General features: G+C 72.4%; 12 protein-coding genes. 6 read left to right on the top strand and 6 right to left on the bottom strand.

Annotated elements, in window-relative coordinates; translation table 11 throughout:
• Nucleotides 1-2: 2 nt before the first annotated feature.
• From ACZ3ZD_RS34170 to ACZ3ZD_RS34160, 3 genes are read left to right on the top strand one after another with little or no spacing between them, the layout of a single operon-like run.
• Nucleotides 3-398 (top strand): DUF742 domain-containing protein, encoded by a 396-nt coding sequence (locus ACZ3ZD_RS34170; RefSeq protein WP_467406306.1) that lies wholly within the window; start codon nt 3-5, stop codon nt 396-398.
• A gap of 23 nt (nt 399-421) precedes the next feature.
• The gene (locus ACZ3ZD_RS34165; protein WP_467406304.1) at nt 422-4096 is read left to right on the top strand and encodes a hydantoinase B/oxoprolinase family protein; all 3675 of its coding nucleotides are present in this window, start codon (nt 422-424) and stop codon (nt 4094-4096) included.
• Nucleotides 4077-4682, top strand: a complete 606-nt coding sequence (locus tag ACZ3ZD_RS34160; protein ID WP_467406302.1) for a GTP-binding protein — start codon at nt 4077-4079, stop codon at nt 4680-4682. The genes ACZ3ZD_RS34165 and ACZ3ZD_RS34160 overlap by 20 nt, the downstream gene beginning before the upstream one ends.
• A 255-nt stretch (nt 4683-4937) precedes the next feature.
• Here ACZ3ZD_RS34160 and ACZ3ZD_RS34155 read toward each other — a convergent pair whose 3' ends face one another.
• From ACZ3ZD_RS34155 to ACZ3ZD_RS34145, 3 genes are all read right to left on the bottom strand, one after another.
• A complete protein-coding gene (locus ACZ3ZD_RS34155) occupies nt 4938-6584 on the bottom strand; it encodes an EAL domain-containing protein (protein WP_467406299.1) in 1647 nt (548 codons plus the stop codon).
• 129 nt (nt 6585-6713) lie between these two features.
• On the bottom strand, nt 6714-7904 hold the full coding sequence (locus ACZ3ZD_RS34150; RefSeq protein WP_467406297.1) for a lipid-transfer protein: 1191 nt from the start codon (nt 7902-7904) through the stop codon (nt 6714-6716).
• Complete coding sequence (locus tag ACZ3ZD_RS34145; protein WP_467406533.1) at nt 7901-8332, bottom strand: Zn-ribbon domain-containing OB-fold protein; 432 nt, start codon at nt 8330-8332, stop codon at nt 7901-7903. The genes ACZ3ZD_RS34150 and ACZ3ZD_RS34145 overlap by 4 nt, the downstream gene beginning before the upstream one ends.
• Before the next feature lie 244 nt (nt 8333-8576).
• Between ACZ3ZD_RS34145 and ACZ3ZD_RS34140 the strand changes: the two genes are divergently transcribed.
• Nucleotides 8577-9113 (top strand): NUDIX domain-containing protein, encoded by a 537-nt coding sequence (locus ACZ3ZD_RS34140; RefSeq protein WP_467406294.1) that lies wholly within the window; start codon nt 8577-8579, stop codon nt 9111-9113.
• Nucleotides 9114-9123: 10 nt separating this feature from the next.
• On the opposite strand, the gene ACZ3ZD_RS34135 is transcribed toward ACZ3ZD_RS34140, so the two are convergent.
• Entirely contained in the window at nt 9124-11484 is a 2361-nt protein-coding gene (locus tag ACZ3ZD_RS34135; protein ID WP_467406292.1) for a glycoside hydrolase family 31 protein, read from the bottom strand.
• A 215-nt stretch (nt 11485-11699) separates the two neighbouring features.
• Here ACZ3ZD_RS34135 and ACZ3ZD_RS34130 point away from each other — a divergent pair, with 215 nt between their 5' ends.
• On the top strand, nt 11700-13667 hold the full coding sequence (locus ACZ3ZD_RS34130; RefSeq protein ID WP_467406289.1) for an acetoacetate--CoA ligase: 1968 nt from the start codon (nt 11700-11702) through the stop codon (nt 13665-13667).
• A 165-nt stretch (nt 13668-13832) separates the two neighbouring features.
• A complete protein-coding gene (locus ACZ3ZD_RS34125) occupies nt 13833-14726 on the top strand; it encodes a hypothetical protein (protein WP_467406287.1) in 894 nt (297 codons plus the stop codon).
• An 88-nt stretch (nt 14727-14814) separates the two neighbouring features.
• On the opposite strand, the gene ptsP is transcribed toward ACZ3ZD_RS34125, so the two are convergent.
• Both ptsP and ACZ3ZD_RS34115 read right to left on the bottom strand, forming a co-directional pair.
• Entirely contained in the window at nt 14815-16485 is a 1671-nt protein-coding gene (gene ptsP / locus ACZ3ZD_RS34120) for a phosphoenolpyruvate--protein phosphotransferase (RefSeq protein ID WP_467406285.1), read from the bottom strand.
• Nucleotides 16486-16562: 77 nt separating this feature from the next.
• Nucleotides 16563-17012, bottom strand: coding sequence for a PTS sugar transporter subunit IIA (locus tag ACZ3ZD_RS34115; protein ID WP_467406282.1), 450 nt, complete (start codon nt 17010-17012; stop codon nt 16563-16565).
• Nucleotides 17013-17428: the final 416 nt, after the last annotated feature.

The following is a 17428-nucleotide window of genomic DNA, read 5'->3' as shown; positions in this document are numbered from 1 at the left end:
GCATGAGCGCAGACGGTCGCACAGGAAACCACTGGTTCGACGACGAGGCCGGGCCGGTCGTCCGTCCGTACGCCATGACGCGCGGCCGCACCTCCAGTGCGGGGCAGCACCGCCTCGATCTGATCGCGGTGGTGGTCGCGGAGCCCGACACCGGCGACCCGGAGACGGACCCGACGCTGTCGCCCGAACACGTGGAGATCGTCGGACTCTGCCGGGGCACTCCGCAGTCGGTCGCCGAACTCGCCGCGGAACTCGATCTTCCGGTCGGTGTCGTCCGCGTCCTCATCGGCGACCTCGTGCACGCGGAACTCGTCCATGTGACCCGGCCGGTCCCCCCGGCCGAGCTCCCCGACGAGAGTATTCTGCGCGACGTGATCAACGGCCTCCGGGCGCTCTGACCGGCGCGGAAGCGGGTAGCGACATGACTGGCTGGCAGTTCTGGGTCGATCGGGGCGGCACCTTCACCGACATCGTCGCGCGTCGCCCGGACGGCCGGCTGCTCACCCACAAGGTCCTGTCCGACAGCCCCGCCCGCCCCGGCTCGCGGCCTCGCCCCAGCGGGGGGACCACCGTCGCGGACGCCGCCGTCGCGGGCGTACGAGAATTGCTCGGCTCCTCCCAGGAGCCCGTCGAAGCCGTCCGCATGGGCACCACGGTAGCCACCAACGCCCTGCTGGAACGCAAGGGCGAGCGCACCCTCCTCGTCGTCACCCGCGGCTTCCGCGACGCGCTGCGCATCGCCTACCAGAACCGCCCCCGCATCTTCGCCCGCCGGATCTTGCTGCCCGAGCCGCTCCACGAACGCGTCGTGGAGGTGGACGAACGCGTCGCCGCCGACGGCACCGTCCTGCGCGCCCCCGACCTGGACGCCCTGGCCGGCCCGCTCCAGGAGGCCTACGACGACGGGATCCGCGCGGTCGCCGTCGTCTGCCTGCACAGCCACCTCCACCCTGGCCACGAACGCGCCGTCGGTGAACTCGCCGCCCGGATCGGGTTTCCGCAGATCTCGCTGTCCAGCGAGGTCAGCCCGCTGATGAGACTCGTCCCGCGCGGGGACACCGCCGTCGTGGACGCCTATCTCTCGCCCGTGCTGCGCCGGTACGTGCGGCACATCGCCGACGAACTGCACGACGTGCGGCTGATGTTCATGCAGTCCAACGGCGGACTGACGGAGGCCGCGCAGTTCCGCGGCAAGGACGCCATCCTCTCCGGACCGGCCGGCGGCATCGTCGGCATGGCCCGCATGTCCCAGCGCGCCGGCTTCGACCGCGTCATCGGGTTCGACATGGGCGGCACCTCCACCGACGTCTCGCACTTCGCCGGCGCGTACGAGCGCGTCTTCACCACACAGATCGCGGGCGTCCGGCTGCGCGCGCCCATGCTGGACATCCACACCGTCGCCGCCGGCGGCGGATCCGTCCTGCACTTCGACGGCACTCGCTACCGCGTCGGCCCGGACTCGGCCGGCGCCGACCCCGGGCCGGCCTGCTACCGCGCCGGCGGCCCGCTCACCGTCACCGACGCCAACGTGATACTCGGCCGGATCCCACCCGCCCACTTTCCCCGCGTGTTCGGGCCGGAGGGCGACCAGCCACTGGACGCCGCCCTCGTCCGTGACCGGTTCACCGCCCTCGCGCGTGAGATCCACGAACGCACCGGCGACGACCGCACCCCCGAGCAGGTGGCCGAGGGCTACCTGCAGATCGCCGTCGCCGACATCGCCAACGCCGTGAAGCGGATCTCCGTGCAGAAGGGGCACGACGTCACCCGCTACGCGCTGACCACCTTCGGCGGCGCGGGCGGCCAGCACGCGTGCGGGGTCGCCGACGCGCTCGGGATCCGCACCGTCCTCGTACCCCCCATGGCCGGTGTGCTCTCTGCGCTCGGCATCGGACTCGCCGACACCACGGCCATGCGCGAACAGTCCGTGGAGGCGCCCCTGGAAGCCGCCGCCATGCCCGGCATCCGCAAGACGGCCGACGACCTGGAGACCGCCGCCCGCGCCGAACTCGTCGCCGAGGACGTCGCGGAGGACCGCATCCAGGTCACCCGCCGTGCCCAGCTCCGCTACGACGGCACCGACACCACCCTCACCGTCGAGCTGGACGAGCCCGACGCCATGCGGCACGCCTTCGAAGAACGTCATCGCGCCACGTACTCCTTCACACTCGACCGGCCCGTCGTCGTGGAAGCCCTCTCCGTGGAAGCCACCGGCATCACCGCACCCCCCGATCTCTCCGCGCTCGCCCCGTACGAGGGCCGCTCCGAAACGCCCGGCACCGTCCGCCTCCACACCGGCGGCGTCTGGCGCGACGCACCCCTCCACCGCCGGGAGGCCCTTCCTCCCGGCCAGACCGTCACCGGCCCCGCGATCATCACCGAGGCCGGCGCGACGACCGTCGTCGACGACGGCTGGCGGGCCGCCGCGACCGATGACGGGCATCTGCTCATGGAACGCACGGCGATCACGCAGAGTTCCGGACTCGACACGGAAGTCGATCCGGTTCTCCTGGAGGTCTTCAACAACCTCTTCATGTCCATCGCCGAACAGATGGGCGCACGCCTGGAGTCCACGGCCCAGTCCGTCAACATCAAGGAGCGGCTGGACTTCTCCTGCGCCCTGTTCGACCCGGACGGGAACCTGGTGGCCAACGCCCCCCACATCCCCGTCCACCTGGGCTCCATGGGCACCAGCGTGAAGGAGGTCATCCGCCGTCGCGGCTCCGCCCTGCGACCGGGCGACACCTACGCGGTCAACGACCCCTACCACGGCGGCACGCATCTGCCGGACATCACCGTGATCACCCCCGTCTTCGACACCGACCGGACCACGGACACGCACAGTGAGCCGCGGATCCTCTTCCACGTCGCCTCGCGCGGTCACCACGCGGAGATCGGCGGCATCGCCCCCGGCTCCATGCCCGCCCACAGCCGCACCATCGAGGAGGAGGGCGTCCTCTTCGACAACTGGCTGCTCGCCGAGAACGGCCGCTTCCGCGAGGAGGAGACCCGCCAGCTGCTCACCGAGGCGCCCTACCCGTCCCGCAACCCACGCATGAACCTTGCCGACCTGCGCGCCCAGATCGCCGCCAACCAGAAGGGCGTCGACGAGGTCCGCCGCATGATCGAGGAGTTCGGTCTCGACGTCGTCCAGGCCTACATGCGGCACGTCCAGGACAACGCGGAGGAGGCCGTGCGCCGCGTCATCGACGCCCTGGACGACGGTGAGTACGCCTACGAGACCGACTCCGGTGCCGTCATCCGGGTCCGCGTCCGTGTCGACCGCACCGAGCGCCGGGCGACCATCGACTTCACCGGCACCTCCGCGCAGCTCCCCACCAACCTCAACGCGCCCCTGGCGGTGGTCGACGCGGCCGTCCTGTACGTCTTCCGTACGCTCGTCGCCGACGACATCCCGCTCAACGACGGGTGCCTGCGCCCCCTGGACATCATCGTGCCGGCCGGGTCGATGCTCGCTCCCGAGCCGCCCGCCGCCGTCGTCGCGGGCAACGTGGAGACCTCGCAGGCCATCACCGGCGCGCTCTACGCGGCGCTCGGCGTCCAGGCCGAAGGCTCGGGCACCATGAACAACGTCAGCTTCGGCAACGGACGGCACCAGTACTACGAAACCGTCGCCTCCGGATCCGGCGCCGGTGACGGTTTCCCCGGCGCCGATGTGGTCCAGACCCACATGACCAACTCCCGGCTCACCGACCCGGAGGTCCTGGAGTGGCGGCTTCCGGTCCGCCTCGAGGAGTTCGCCGTCCGGCCGGGCAGCGGCGGCGCCGGCCGGTGGCGCGGCGGTGACGGAGCCGTCCGCCGCATCCGGTTCCTCGAACCGATGACCGTCTCCACGCTCTCCCAGCACCGTCGCGTGCCCCCCTACGGCATGGCCGGCGGCGCCCCCGGAGCGCTCGGCGCCAACCGGGTGGAGCGGGCCGACGGCACGGTCACCGACCTCGGCGCGAGCGGCTCGGCCGACGTCGGGCCCGGCGACGTACTCGTCATCGAAACCCCCGGTGGCGGCGGCTACGGCCGTCCGTCGCCCGCACCCCATCAAGCAGGAGAAGAGATCGATGATCTTCGGGCGCTCTGAGCGCGGCAAGCCTCCGGTCGAGCCCGTCACGCTCAAGATCCTCGTGGCCGGCGGCTTCGGCGTGGGCAAGACGACCCTCGTCGGCGCGGTCAGCGAGATCAGGCCGCTGCGCACCGAGGAACTGCTCACCGAGGCCGGGCGTCCCGTGGACGACATCAGCGGTGTGGAGGGCAAGCACACCACCACGGTGGCCATGGACTTCGGCCGCATCACCCTGCGCGAGGACCTGGTGCTGTACCTGTTCGGCACGCCCGGGCAGGAACGGTTCTGGTTCATGTGGGACGAGCTGTCCGAGGGGGCGCTCGGTGCCGTCGTCCTCGCCGACACGCGCCGCCTGGAGGACTGCTTCGCCGCCGTCGACTACTTCGAACGGCGTTCCATCCCCTTCCTGGTCGCCGTCAACTGCTTCGAGGGAGCCGCACGCTACCCCGCCGAGTCCGTCCGCCAGGCCCTCGACCTGGACGACGACGTGCCCGTCCTGCTGTGCGACGCCCGCGACCGGCAGTCGGTCAAGGACGTGCTCGTCGGAGTCGTCCAGCACGCGATGGAGTACGCGGCCGACCACCGCCAGGCCGTCCTCGGCTGACCGGCAGGCACGGCCCGTACCCCCGCCGACCGGGGTACGGGCCGTGGCCCGGTACGGAGCACCCACGCCTTCCGCGCGGACGTCGGCCTGGCCCGGGGCGGGATACGCGAGAAAAGTACGACGATGTCGCCTGACACCGGGAAGTGTTCACCGGCGTTCCGGGGGCGTCAAGGTTGCCGGCGGCAACGGTGACACCGGCCCTTTCCCGCCCGAGCGCTGCGGGTTCGGCGCACCGGCCTTATACGAAGAGGCCGTTCACCACCGTGGGTCCGCGGCCGCGTATCCGGCGGGTGCCGTGGCCTGCCCGCCGCGCCGCACCTCGTGGCCCGGTGACCCGGCGCGCCCCAGCACCCAACTCGCGCCGGCTAGTGCCTTGGCGGCCTTCTTCAGCGGGGCGAGGTGGGCGGCGGCCTGGTGGCGGTCGGCCACGCTGCCGGGGCCGCAGACGACGGTCGCCAGGGAGAGGGTGACCGGCCGCCCGGCCGCCGCCCAGGGGACGTCCAGCACGGCGGCCACCAAGGGATCCAGCGCGACCTCGTCGGCCAGCACCAGGAAGTCGTCGCCGCCGATGTGCCCCACGCGCGCGTGTCCCGCGACCGCCTGCTGGAGCGCGCGGCCCACCGCGCGGATCAGTTCGTCGCCCGCGGCGAACCCGGCACCGTCGTTGACCTGTTTGAAGTGATCGATGTCGAGCCAGCTGAGCGCGAAGGGCCGCCCCTCGGAGATCCGCCGGTCGACCTCACCCAGGATCGCGTCCGAACCGGGCAGCCGGGTCAGCGGGTTCAGCGCGGCGGCCTCCTCGACCCGGCTCTCGGCCAGCGCCCGCACCAGGTCCGCCAGCCGTACGACGCCTACGCACCGGCCGTGTGCGTCGACCACCGCGACGTCGTCGGAGGTCCGGTCCCGGCCTCCGACCGCGACCACGTCCAGCACCTCCCAGGCCGTCGCGTCGACGCCGACCGTGCGGGGCGCGTCGCCCAGTATGAAGGCCGGTCGGTCGGCGTACAGGGCGTGTCCGTAGCGACCCGACATCGACAGCAGGAAGCGTGAGCGGTGCACCGACCGGACGGGCCGGCCGACCGGGTCCACCAACAGCACCCCCGAGACGTCCGGCGAACCGGTCAGCAGCGCCCGTACCTGCCCGGCCGAGGCGGTCCGCGGCAGCAAGGCGGCGGGCCGCACGAATTCCCGCACCGACGGCCCCGAGCGGGGCGCGGTGACGGTACCGGGAGCCGGTGGCGGAACGTACACATCCGCTGCCGGGATCCGGGCCGGGGGCGCGAACAGCTCGCCCTGGGCCAGCTGCGCGCCGGCTGACATGGCCCCGGCGCACTGGAGTTCCGTCTCCACGCCCTCCACCGCGACCAGGGCGCCCAGCTCCTCGCACAGCGTCCGCATCGCCCGCATCGCGGCCGGCCGGGCCAGCAGCGAGGCGTCGAGCTTGACCAGGTCGGGGGAGAGGTCGGTGAGCAGCCTGAGCGGTACGTCTCCGTCGCCGATGCCGTCCGCGCTGATCCGGAAACCTTGCTCGCGGAGCGAGGCCACCGCCTCCAGCAAGGCCCGCTGGGGCACGTGGGTGCAGGGCGGGACGATGTCCACTGTCACCTCCCAGGTCATGCGGCCCGCCGCGCGCACCGCGTCGTGCAGCGGTGTGAGGCCGCCGAGGTCGGCGAGCGTGGCCGCGAACACGTTCAGGTGCAGCGGCAGCAGCGTCTCCTTGCGGGCCGCCGCGCGGAGCGCCAGCACGGCCAGCCTGGCGTCCACCTCGGGATCCCGGCGGGCCTCGGCCAGCACGTCGCCGGCCTCCGGGCGGGCGAGTGTCTCCAGTGCGGCGACCGCGCCCGTCCTCAGGTTGACCACCGGCTGGAAGGCGAAGCGGAGAGTATCCGTCCAGGAGTGCACGGGAGCATGATGGCGCTGCCCGCGCACGCCCAGGCGCAGTTCATGAGACGTTCACACAGGATTCCCGGGTGATCACTCAGCGTGGAAGTCCAGCGCCTCCACCCCGCGTGGTCACCGGTCCGGCTCCGCTCACCGCACGGCGACCACCGAGGAACCGTGTCCGAACAGCCCCTGGTTGGCGGTGATGCCCACCCGCGCGCCGGTCACCTGCCGGTCACCTGCCAGGCCTCTCAACTGCTGGGTCAGCTCGCAGACCTGGGCGATGGCCTGGGCCGGCACCGCCTCACCGAAGGAGGCGAGACCGCCGCTGGTGTTCACGGGTATCCGGCCGCCGAGGGCGGTCGCACCCTCCCGGAGCAACTTCGCTCCCTCGCCCTCGCCGCACAGTCCCAGATCCTCGTACCACTGCAGCTCCAGCGCGGTGGACAGGTCGTACACCTCGGCCAGGGACAGGTCCTCGGGGCCGATGCCCGCCTCCTCGTAGGCGGCTCTGGCGACGGACGCCCGGAAGGTTTCCGCCGGGGGAGCCACCGCGACCGCGGAGTCCGTGGCGAGGTCCGGCAGGTCCAGCACCGTGTTCGGGAAGCGGGGGGTCACCGTGGACACCGCCCGGATCCGCACCGGACGGGCGACACCGCGCCGGCGCGCGAAGTCCGTGCTGGACAGCACCAGTGCGGCCCCGCCGTCGGAGGTGGCGCAGATGTCCAGCAGCCGCAGCGGATCCGCGACCACGGCGGAGGCGGCCACCTCCTCGGCGGTGACCCGCTTGCGGTACCGGGCGTTCGGGTTGACTGCTCCCAGCGCGGCGTTCTTCACCTTGACCCGCGCGAAGTCCTCCAGGGTGTCCCCGTGGACCGCCATCCGCCGGCGCGCGTACAGCCCGAAGTAGGCCGGGTTCGTCGCGCCGAGCAGGCGGAACCGCAGCCAGTCCGGATCGTCGGGGCGGTCCCCGCCCGCCGGCCGGAAGAATCCCTTGGGCGCGGCGTCCGCACCCACCACGAGGACGACGTCCGCGAGACCGGCGAGGATCTGCGCCCGCGCCACGGCGAGGGCCTGGGACCCGGACGCGCACGCCGCGTACACGCTGGTCACCCTGGCGCCCTGCCAGCCCAGGGCCTTGGCGAACGTGGCTCCCGCGACATGTCCCGGATACCCGCCGCGCACCGTGTCCGCGCCCACGACGGAATCGACGTCCCGCCATTCGAGGCCGGCGTCCGCGAGCGCCGCGCGGGCCGCCGCCGTCCCGTACTCCACGAAGCCACGGCCCCACTTCCCCCACGGGTGCATGCCCGCGCCGAGCACCGCCACGTCCCGCGTCATGCCGCCACCCCCGTCGGCCGCCAGTGCCAGATCGTCCAGGCCGTTCCCGTGTCCTCGTCCTCGTTGAGCACGCCGGGTACGACCTCCACCTCCATCCCCACCGCCAGATCGGCGACGGCGACCCCGGGAGCCGCCTGGCCCAGCACCACGATCCGCTCGGCCTCCAGCTCCACCGCGATCAACGCGTACGGCTCCCACGGAAGTTCCCGGTTGCTCACATAGGGTGACGGCGGACGGTACCGGCTGTCGGTGTACGACCAGATCCGCCCCCTGGGTGACAGGGGGATCTCCTCCAGGGCGCCGCCCGCACAGTGCGGGTTGCGGCAGTGGAGGTCCTCGCGCGGGAAGAAGACCGAGGCGCAGGCCGCGCAGCGGGTGCCCAGGAGGCGGAACTCATCAGCCACACCGGTGAACCAGCCGGCGACCACCGGCTTGCGTGTGTACGGCACGAGCCCTCCTCGCGTACGCGATCTGACGAGCCGTCAGGAGTGTGCCACGGGCCACCGGAAATGGGCAGGGCGTTCCTGTGAACCGAACGGCCCCGCACGGCGTCGTGGTACAGGAAGGGTGGCCGGGATCGACGGGGGTGATTCCGGCCACCCTTCCTGGTTCGTCCGTTCCTGGCGGCCGCTGCCGGAACACGCCCCTCCTCTGATCGGATACAGTCCGCGCGTGTCCGAAACTCAGCACCCGACTGCCAATTCCGCGCCGAACTCCCACTGTTCGAGCTGCGGAGCGCCCTATGGAGAGGGCGTTTCCGGATGGCCGCGCACCTGTCCGGCCTGCCGGACCGTCGCCTACCGCAACCCGCTGCCGGTGGCGATCGCGCTCCAGCCTGTGTACGACACCAAGGGCACGGCCCTGGTCGTCATCACCCGGACCGTCGCCCCCGCGCGCGGAGGCACGGCCCTGCCCGGCGGGTACGTCGACGACCGCGAGGACTGGAAGCTGGCCGTCGTACGCGAACTCAAGGAAGAGACCGGCATCGACGCGGCCTCCCGCGACGTGCGGCTCGTGGACGCCATGAGCTCACCCGACGGACACCTGCTGCTGTTCGGGCTGCTGCCGGAACGCCCTGCCGACGGCCTGCCCCCGTCCGCTCCCACGGACGAGTCCGACGGCTGGCAGCTGCTGCGCAGGCCCGAGGAACTCGCCTTCCCGCTGCACACCGTGGCCGTCAAGGCATGGTTCGAGGGCCGCTACGTGTGAGCCGGACGGCTCACCCCAGCCCCCGCACGCGCACCGGACAGGGCGGCTCGGTCACGCCGTCCTCCCGGTCCCGGGTGACCACCACCCGGCCGCCCTGCCGACGGGCGACGTAGCGTTCGATCTCCGGTTCCTCCCAGCCGTCGCCCGCGTCCGGCACCACCAGGCCACCCCCCGTGCGCCCGCGCGCGGGCGCCCACACCTCCAGCTCCAGCCCACCGTCGGCACCCCGCACCGGAATCACCGCTCCCGCGCGCGCCAGCACCGGTATCCGGGACAGGGGAGCCTCCAGGACCACCTGGGCCGGCCCCTCGTAGGCCTCCTCCGTCACCGTGTCGTACCAGCGGCCCCTCGGCAGCCGCACCGCGCGCCGCTCGGCACCCGGCTCCAGAACGGGCGCCACCAGGAGGCCGTCACCCAGCAGAAACGTGTCCTCGCAGTCGCGCAGCGCCCGGTCCTCCGGCGCCCCCCACCACAGCGGCCGGACATAGGGCGCGCCGGTGCGCCGGGCCAGATGCGCCAGCGTCAGGAAGTACGGCAGCAGCCGCCGGCGTTCCAGCAGCGCCACGCGCGCGTGCTCCAGCACCTCGGCACCGAACTCCCACGGCTCGCGGCGCCCCGCCCGCAGACCCGCGTGCGTGCGGAACAGCGGCAGGTACGCGCCCAGCTGGAACCACCGCAGATACAGCTCCGGCGAGGGAGTGCCGTCGAACCCGCCCACATCCGGGCCCGAGTACGGCACCCCGCACAGCCCCAGCCCCAGCACCAGCGACAGCGACGCCCGCAGCCCCGGCCAGCCCGTCGCCACGTCCCCCGACCACGCGCCCCCGTACCGCTGCAGCCCCGCCCAGCCCGAACGGGAGAACAGGAAGGGCCGCTCCTCGGGCGAAAGGCCGCGCAGCCCCTCGTAGGCGGCCCGGGCCATGCACAGCGCGTACACGTTGTGCGCCTCCCGATGGTCGCCGCCGCGCCCCTCCAAGGAGTGCCGCGCCGAACGCGGCAGCGTGGGCTCACCGAAGGCGCCGAACGACGTCGGCTCGTTCATGTCGTGCCAGAACCCGGCGAAGCCCTGCCCCAGCCGCTCCTCGTACAGCCCGCCCCACCACGCGCGCACGCGCGCGCGCGAGAAATCCGGGAACACCGAATCGCCGGCCCACGCGACACCCCCGACCGTGCGGCCCTGCCCGTCCCGCACGAACGCGTCCACGGCCGCACCGCTCTCGTACACGGCGTCGCCCGGCTCCGCCCGCACCGCGGGGTCGACGATCGACACCAGCCGGATCCCGTCCCGGCGCAACTCCTCCGCCAGCACCGGCAGCTTGGGGAAACGCTCCTGGTCGACCGTGAACACCCGGTGGTCGTCGTGGTGATCGATGCCGAGGTGCACGGCGTCCAGCGGCAACCCGCGATCCTGGTAGCCCGCGACGATCCGGCGCACCTCCTGCTCGCTGCCGAAGCCCCACCGCGCGTGATGGTGCCCCAGCGCCCACGCGGGCGGCAGCGCGGGCGCGCCCGTCAGCGCGGCCCACGTCAGCAGCACGCGCGCGGGCGTACCCACCATCACCCAGCAGCGCAGCGGACCACCGTCCATCCGCACCTCGCAGCTCCCCGCCCGGTCGTGCCCGGACCCGGCGCCCTCCTCGCCCTCCCGCAGGACGACCGTGCCGTCCCACGTGGTGTCGTGGAACACCAGATGCGTGCCGGCGTCCGCCACCACCAGCTGCACCGGCATCGTCACGTACAGCGGATCCTCGCCGGGCCCGAACGCCCGGCCCGGATCGGTGTTCCACAGCCGGTACCAGCCGTCCCTCAGCCGGGGCCCGGACGCGCGCCCGCCCAGACCGAAGAACCGGGCGTCCGCCGCCACCTCGGACCGCTGCATCCACCGCGCCACGCCCCCGCCGACCGGCTCCCACCAGCGCGGCGGAAGCTGCCGCCGCAGCGTCACCCCGCCCGGCGTGCACACGTCGATCGCGCCGTGCCGCGACACGACGACCGTCACGCGCTCGGCCACCACCCGCCAGCCGCCGTCCTTGTCCGGCTCCAGCACCGCCCGCTGATCCGGCTCCGGGCCGCTCCCCGCGAGCGCGTACGACGGCTGCGGACCCGCCCCGTCCCACCCCCAGAAGACCGCCCCGTTCGCCGCCACGACGATCCGCAGCTCGGAACGGCTGAACCGGATCAGACCACCCCCGGGACCCGGCTCCACACCCTCCACCCGACCCGGCACCCGGGCCCGCTCGGGCCCCCGCCGCGGCAGCCCGGCGGCGTCGATACGCCGCCTGCGCCACGCCGCCCGCACGGTACGCAACCCGTAGGCCGCCCGCCCCGAACCGACCACACTCACCGAACGCACCAGGTCACGACCGTCCATGCTGCTCACCCTGCCACTGCGCGCCCCACGCGCGCGTGTCGTTCAACTGCCGTTCACCCGTGCCCTCGCCACATCTTCATGACATGGACTATGTGGGGCGCACCCTGGTGTAGAAGTCGATCACATGGCATCGTCCCTGTCAGCCGCGTCACGCGCACACCCCAGCCCGTGCGCGGACCGACGCACACGACGCGCACAGTCCGGGAGCCGCACCCATGTCGACCGCGAACCCCCAGCCGCTCTGGCAGCCCGATCCCCAGCGGATCGCCCAGGCCCGCATCACCCGGTTCCAGGCATGGGCCGCCGAACACCACGGCGCCCCGGCCGAAGGCGGGTACCCGGCCCTGCACCGGTGGTCCGTCGACCAGCTGGAGACCTTCTGGAAAGCCGTCACGGAGTGGTTCGACGTGCGGTTTTCGACCCCCTACGCGCGCGTGCTCGGCGACCGCGCCATGCCCGGCGCCCAGTGGTTCCCCGGAGCCACCCTCAACTACGCCGAACACGCCCTGCGCGCCGCGGCCGACCGCGCGGACGAACCCGCCCTCCTCCACGTGGACGAGACGCACGAACCGCGCCCGGTCACCTGGTCCGAACTGCGCCGCCAGGTGGGCTCCCTCGCCGCCGAACTCCGCGCCCTCGGCGTACACCCCGGCGACCGCGTCAGCGGCTACCTCCCGAACATCCCCCAGGCCGTCGTCGCCCTCCTCGCCACGGCCGCCGTGGGCGCCGTCTGGACCTCGTGCGCCCCCGACTTCGGCGCCCGCAGCGTCCTCGACCGCTTCCAGCAGGTCGAACCCGTCGTCCTGTTCACCGTCGACGGCTACCGCTACGGCGGCAAGGAGCACGACCGCCGCGAGACCGTCGCCGAACTGCGCCGCGAGCTGCCCACTCTGCGCGCCGTCGTCCACATCCCGCTGCTGGACACCGAGGCCCCCGAGGGCGCCCTGGAATGGTCGGCACTGACGGCGGGGGACGCCGAGCCGGTCTTCGAGCAGGTCCCGTTCGACCACCCGCTGTGGGTGCTGTACTCCTCCGGCACGACCGGCCTGCCCAAGGCCATCGTCCAGTCGCAGGGCGGCATCCTGGTGGAACACCTCAAGCAGCTGGGCCTGCACTGCGACCTCGGCCCAGAGGACCGTTTCTTCTGGTACACCTCGACCGGCTGGATGATGTGGAACTTCCTCGTCTCCGGCCTGCTCACGGGCACCACGATCGTCCTGTACGACGGCAGCCCCGGCTATCCGGACACCGGCGCCCAGTGGCGGGTCGCCGAACGCACCGGCGCCACCCTCTACGGCACCTCCGCAGCCTACGTCATGGCCTGCCGCAAGGCCGGCGTCCACCCCGCCCGCGACCACGACCTCTCCACGGTCAAGTGCGTCGCCACCACCGGTTCCCCGCTGCCGCCGGACGGCTTCCGCTGGCTGCACGACGAAGTGCGCGACGACCTGTGGATCGCCTCCGTCAGCGGCGGCACGGACGTCTGCTCCTGCTTCGCCGGCGCCGTACCCACCCTCCCGGTGTACACCGGCGAACTCCAGGCCCCCGGCCTCGGCACCGACCTGCAGTCCTGGGACCCGAGCGGCAAACCCCTGGTGGACGAGGTCGGCGAGCTGGTCGTCACCAACCCCATGCCGTCCATGCCGATCCACTTCTGGAACGACCCCGACGGCCGCCGCTACCACGACAGCTACTTCGACACCTACCCCGGCGTCTGGCGCCACGGCGACTGGATCACCCTCACCTCACGCGGCACCGTGATCATCCACGGCCGCTCCGACTCCACCCTCAACCGGCAGGGCGTCCGCATGGGCTCGGCCGACATCTACGAGGTCGTCGAGCGCCTGCCCGAGATCAGGGAATCCCTCGTCATCGGCATCGAACAACCCGACGGCGGCTACTGGATGCCGCTGTTCGTGCACCTCGCGCCGGGCGCCGCCCTGGACGAGGCGCTCCTGAACCGCGTCAAGCAGGCCATCCGCGAACAGCTCTCACCGCGCCACATCCCCGACGAGATCATCGAGGTGCCCGGCATCCCGCACACCCTCACCGGCAAACGCATCGAGGTCCCGGTCAAGCGCCTGCTCCAGGGCACCCCCCTGGAAAAGGCGGTCAACCCGGGCTCCATCGACAACCTCGCCCTGCTCGGCTTCTACGAGGAACTCGCCCGCAAGCGCGCCTGACCCCAGCGGAGCATCACCCTCCGCAACCCGCCCCCCGAGCGGTCACACGCGCCGGACCTGCCCAAACACCCCCGCCACCCGGTCCGCGACCACCGGCGGCACTGCCGTTGTCAGTGCCGCCGGTTACGGTGAGTGAGCACTGATCGACTGCGCATTGGGGGAATCATGGCGCACACCGACCACCAGACCATGCGACGCGTCCTGCGCCGCGAGATCGCCGGCACCATCGGCGTACTCACCGACGACCACGACTTCCGCGCCATGCGGCGCTACCGCAGCTTCACCTTCGACGACCACGCGGCCTACCTCAGGCAACTGGAAGCCGTGCTCAAGGCCCGCGCCGCCCAGGGCACCCACACCACCCTCGCCCTGTTCGACCCCGAGGACTACGCCGCGTACTGCGCCGACACCGGCCTCGACCCCGACGCCCCGGCCAGCCGCGGCCGGTTCACCGCGGAACTCGCGGCCACCGGCCCCACCATCCCCTACGACGGCCGCCCACTCGCCGCCCTCCTGCCCGCCCTCGTCGACGAAGCCGTCCGCCAGGCCACCTGGGAGTACGCCACCACGCTCCTGACCCGCCTCGGCCCCTGCCCGACCTGCGGCGAGGACATCGGCAGGGCAGCTTTCACCCGCGCCTCCGAACTCCTGGTCCGCATCCTCGACACCGCACCACCCGGCGACCACCACCTCGTCTGCACCGTCGCCGGACCACCGGACACCCTCGTCTCCGTCCTGCACGGCGACCAGGACCCCCACGGCGCGACCCGCTTGGACGAGGCCGAGGCCCTGGAATTCACCAGCGTCCTCGCCCTTGGCCTCGCGACCCGCAGCCCCGGAGGGCTCGTCATGCGCACCAGCGCCGCCGGCACGGCCGACCGCGTCTACGGCTGGCGACTGCGCGGCGGCGCCCTGGAACCGCTGACGGCGTCGGAAGTGTTCGACGCCTACTGCACCGACGTCGAATCCGGCGATCCCATCCCACCCGAGTCCGGCGTCGACTACGGCGAGCCCCCCGCCCTCGGAGAGGAGACCACGACACAGGACCACCGCCACTGAGGCCGGCCGGGGTACGAAAACGCCAGGGGCGTCCCACCCGAAGGCAGGACGCCCCTGAGACCCGGCACCCCCCGGGCGCCGCTGCGGCCTACTCGCCGGACAGCACCGCCTGAGCCGCGCCGCGCGCCTCCTCGGCGCTGTCCGCCGCACGCGCCGCGGCCGCGGCCCGCTCGCACTGCGCCAGCGTGTACTTCGCCAGCGTGGCCCGCACGTACGGAATCGACGCCGAACCCATGGACAGGGAGGTGACACCCAGACCGGTCAGCACACACGCCAGCAGCGGATCGGACGCGGCCTCACCGCACACCCCGCAGCTCTTGCCCTCGGCCTTGGCCGCCTCGGCGGACAGCGCGACCAGGTCGAGCAGCGCCGGCTGCCACGGGTCCTGCAGACGCGACACCGCACCCACCTGCCGGTCGGCCGCGAACGTGTACTGGGCGAGGTCGTTGGTCCCCAACGAGAGGAACTCGACCTCCTGCAGGATCGAACGCGCCCGCAGCGCGGCCGACGGAATCTCGACCATCGCACCGAACTTGGCCCGCAGCCCCGCCTCCCGGCAGGCGTCCGCGAAGGCCTTCGCGTCCTGGCGGTCCGCCACCATGGGCGCCATGACCTCAAGGTAGACGGGCAGCCCCTCGGCTGCCTTCGCCAGCGCCGTCAGCTGGGTGCGCAGCACGTCGGGGTGGTCGAGCAGCGTCCGCAGCCCCCGCACGCCCAGCGCCGGGTTCGGCTCGTCGGCGGGCGTCAGGAAGTCGAGCGGCTTGTCCGCGCCCGCGTCCAGTACACGCACCACCACACGACCCTCGGGGAACGCCTCCAGCACCTGCCGGTAGGCCTCCACCTGCTTCTCCTCGGAAGGAGCGTTCTTGCTGTCGTCCAGGAAGAGGAACTCGGTACGGAACAGACCGACGCCCTCGGCCCCGGCCTCCACGGCCGCGGGCACGTCCGCCGGCCCACCCACGTTGGCCAGCAGCGGCATCTTGTGGCCGTCCGCGGTCACACCGGGACCCGTCGAAGCGGCCAGCGCCGCCTTGCGCTCGGCAGCCGCGGCCTCCAGCTCCGCCTTCTTCTCCTCGGTGGGGTTCACGAACACAGCGCCGGTGCTGCCGTCGACAGCGATCACCGCGCCCTCGGCCAGCTCACCGGCGCCCGGCAGGGCCACCACGGCGGGCACGCCCAGCGCCCGCGCCAGGATGGCGCTGTGACTGGTCGGACCGCCTTCCTCGGTCACGAAACCGAGAACCAGGGACGGATCCAGCAGCGCCGTGTCCGCCGGAGCCAGGTCCCGGGCCACGAGCACATAGGGCTGGTCGCTGTCCGGCACGCCCGGCATCGGAACGCCCAGCAGCCGGGCGACGATACGATTCCGCACGTCATCGAGGTCGGCCACGCGCCCGGCGAGGTACTCCCCGGCGCCGGCCAGCAGCTCCCGGTACGCCGCGAAGGCGTCGTACACGGCGCGCTCGGCGGTGCTGCCGACGGCGATCCGCCGGTCCACGTCCGCCATCAGCTCCGGGTCCTGAGCCATCATGGCCTGCGCTTCCAGCACGGCCTGGGCCTCGCCCCCCGCCAGGTTGCCGCGCGCCATCAGGTCGGCGGCGACGGCGTCCACGGCCTGGCGGGCACGCCCCTGCTCCCGCTCAGCCTCCTCGGCCGGGATCTGCTTCGCGGGCGGCTCCAGGACCGCCGTGCCCATGTGCCGAACCTCGCCGATCGCCACCCCGTGGCTCACGCCGACGCCTCGCAGCGTTGTCTCCATCTCACCGTCTCCGCTAGTGCGGCGGGCCCCGCCGCCGCGATGGTCGTCCTGTTCGCCGCCGCACGGCGGCCCTGCTGTCAGTTCCAGGAGAAAAGGGTGTCGCCAGCCTTCACGTCACCGCTGTCACGGAGATCGGCGAGGGACTCGGCAGTGGCTTCGAGCGCGACGACCGGGCACACGGGGGACTTGCCGGCGGCCTCCACGGCAGCGGGGTTCCAGCGCACGACGGCCTGACCGCGGGTCACGGTGTCGCCCTTGTTGACGAGCAGCTCGAAGCCCTCGCCGTTGAGCTGGACCGTGTCGATACCGAGGTGGGTGAGCACACCGTGGCCGCTGTCGTCGACCACGACGAACGCGTGCGGGTGCAGGGAGACGATGACGCCGTCCACGGGCGCCACGGCTTCGGAGGCCTCACGCACGGGGTCGATCGCGGTGCCCGGGCCGACCATGGCCCCGGAGAAGACCGGATCCGGCACGGCGGCCAGGCCGATGGCACGCCCGGCGAGCGGGGACGACACGGTGGTCATGGGAAGCCTCCCAAGGAGTGAAGCTGATGACGGGCCGTCATCGGCAGTCCCGGACGGCGCACTGAGCAGCAGCGTATGTCATGTGAAGTGGCGGTTCCGTATGGAAGCTACCAGCTAGTGGTCTAGACCACCACCCCGACGGATTTGCACCGCGTTCACGGCTCCGTGTACAGTCGTACTCCTGCTGGGGGTGACTCGGTGTGCAACAGCGCCCTTGCTCCGGCAGCACCCAAACTTGTCAGATCCTAACTCTGGATCTCCTTCTGCATGCTCGCAGGGGGGTGGTCAGAGAGGCGGAAAAACCCTGATAGAGTTTGGAACACCGAAGGGAAGCGCCCGGAGGAAAGCCCGAGAGGGTGAGTACGAAGGAAGCGACCGTTCCTTGAGAACTCAACAGCGTGCCAAAAGTCAACGCC

The organism is Streptomyces sp. NPDC023481 (genome assembly GCF_055560195.1).
Note: the sequence above shows the minus strand (reverse complement) of the source record. Positions and strands in the feature narration are given on the sequence as shown.